Raw genomic sequence first — 1,649 nt, 5'->3', positions numbered from 1 at the left:
GTAGCCGGGAACAAGCCCGCCATCGGGATCGACATTCATCGTCACCGTGGCGATCCGGCCGTCGATGCTGACCTGCCAGTGGCGGTAGGACTCACCGTTCTGGTCGTAGGTGAAAAATGCCGGCGCCGACGCTGTTGTCGGCTCTGCGACCGCGAGCTGCGTGGCCATCGATTCGCTCCTCAATCCCCTTGTTGAGACGCAACATATTGCATTGAGCTAGATCAAACAAGCATTATAGTTCATACAAGCGATGCAACCGCCTGCTCCAGCACATCCAGTGTTGCGGCAAAATCCTGCGCGGAGGTGTTGATCCGGATATCGGCCCGGGCATAGTCCGCCTCGCGCGCAGCCAGAATGCTCCTGAGATCGTTCATGGCGGTGCGATTTCCCGCCATCGGCCGCAGGTCCCCTTGCGCCACAACACGGTTCATATGATCCTCTGGGCTGGCCTCGAGCCAGACCGTCCATGACATCGCGAGCAACCGATCATAGAGCGGGCCCGCAGAGACAATGGCGCCGGGCGCGGCAATCACGGCTCGAACATTGGCGCCAAGAATGTCCTCGAGAACCTTGGCCTCGTAGCGTTGCAGCGCAGCCGGGCCATTGATCTCCATCAGGAGCGAAATTGCGCCGCCGTAGCGCTTCTCGATTTCCTTCGAAACCTCAAAAAACGGCATGTTCACGCGCTCCGCGAGCGCTTTTCCGAGCGAGGTCTTGCCAGCACCGCGCAATCCGACGAGCGCAATGCGCTGCGCCTTGTCGCCCCCGCCCTGCCCTGGCTTACCGAGCCAGGCCAGTGCTTCACGCACCCGGTCGGGCGGCAACCGGCGAAGCTGCGCTGCGGCCTGACTGACAACCAGATCCTGCTCGCCGCCAAGTGGCAGCAGTTCCGCCATTGGCACGTTCAGAGCCTCAGCGATGGCCATGACCATATCAACAGAGGGATTTCCGCTCCCAGCCTCAAGCGTCGCGAGATAACGCTCCGAGGCTCCGGAGGCCGCCGCGAGCTGCTTTCGAGACAAGCCCGCACGCGAACGCGCAGCACGGATGCGCTGTGCAATCTCCGTGCTCCCCCTGGAGGCTGGTGGGTGCTTTTCATCCATGCGCGCTTGCTAAACTGCTTTATAGTGCATATTCGAAATGAGTACGAATCATATTTCCGACAGGGAGAGCGATGTCGAGCACTAATCTTCGGGTCGGGATATTTGTCGCGACCATGACCGGCCTTGCCGACATGTGCGGGGAAGAGATCGAAGCCGCGCTCGGTGCGGCCGGGCTCGATTGCGAGCGGATGCTGATGGACGGGCTCGATCCCGAGGCCTTTGCGCCGTTCGGACTGATAGTGATCGTGTCCTCCACGTATGGCCATGGCGAGATTCCAGATAACGGGCAGGCACTTTTCGCGGCCATCGAAGCCGGCGCCGATCTGTCCGACAAGCAATACACAGTGTTCGCACTTGGCGACCGGACCTATTCCGATACCTTCTGTGCCGCCGGTGAAAGCTGGGACCGGTTGCTGAGCCGCAGCGGTGCGACGCGCCAGATCGATCTTGAGCGCCATGATGCCTCCAACGGAACACTCGCCGAAGATGTTGCCGGTGCATGGGCTTCGGGCTGGGCCAGCCAATTCGCTTCGCAGGAAGCATAGC

At 61.1% G+C, this 1,649-nt stretch carries 2 protein-coding genes; one reads left to right on the top strand and one right to left on the bottom strand.

The window, feature by feature from the left end; translation table 11 throughout:
• Positions 1-239 precede the first annotated feature (239 nt).
• A complete protein-coding gene (locus WCL10_RS20500; RefSeq protein ID WP_336897496.1) occupies positions 240-1,103 on the bottom strand; it encodes a shikimate kinase in 864 nt (287 codons plus the stop codon).
• A gap of 71 nt (positions 1,104-1,174) precedes the next feature.
• Between WCL10_RS20500 and WCL10_RS20495 the strand changes: the two genes are divergently transcribed.
• On the top strand, positions 1,175-1,648 hold the full coding sequence (locus WCL10_RS20495) for a flavodoxin domain-containing protein (protein WP_336897495.1): 474 nt from the start codon (positions 1,175-1,177) through the stop codon (positions 1,646-1,648).
• The last annotated feature ends 1 nt before the right edge of the window (position 1,649 follow it).

Source organism: Novosphingobium sp. (assembly GCF_037133355.1).
Lineage (GTDB): Bacteria > Pseudomonadota > Alphaproteobacteria > Sphingomonadales > Sphingomonadaceae > Novosphingobium.
The sequence above is the reverse complement of the archived record's forward strand: the minus strand, read 5'-3'. Positions and strand labels throughout refer to the sequence as shown.

Coding starts and splice junctions, on each gene's coding strand:
- WCL10_RS20500 (WP_336897496.1), bottom strand. CDS start 1,103: ATGGATGAAAAGCACCCACCAGCCTCCAGGGGGAGCACGGAGATTGCA.
- WCL10_RS20495 (WP_336897495.1), top strand. CDS start 1,175: ATGTCGAGCACTAATCTTCGGGTCGGGATATTTGTCGCGACCATGACC.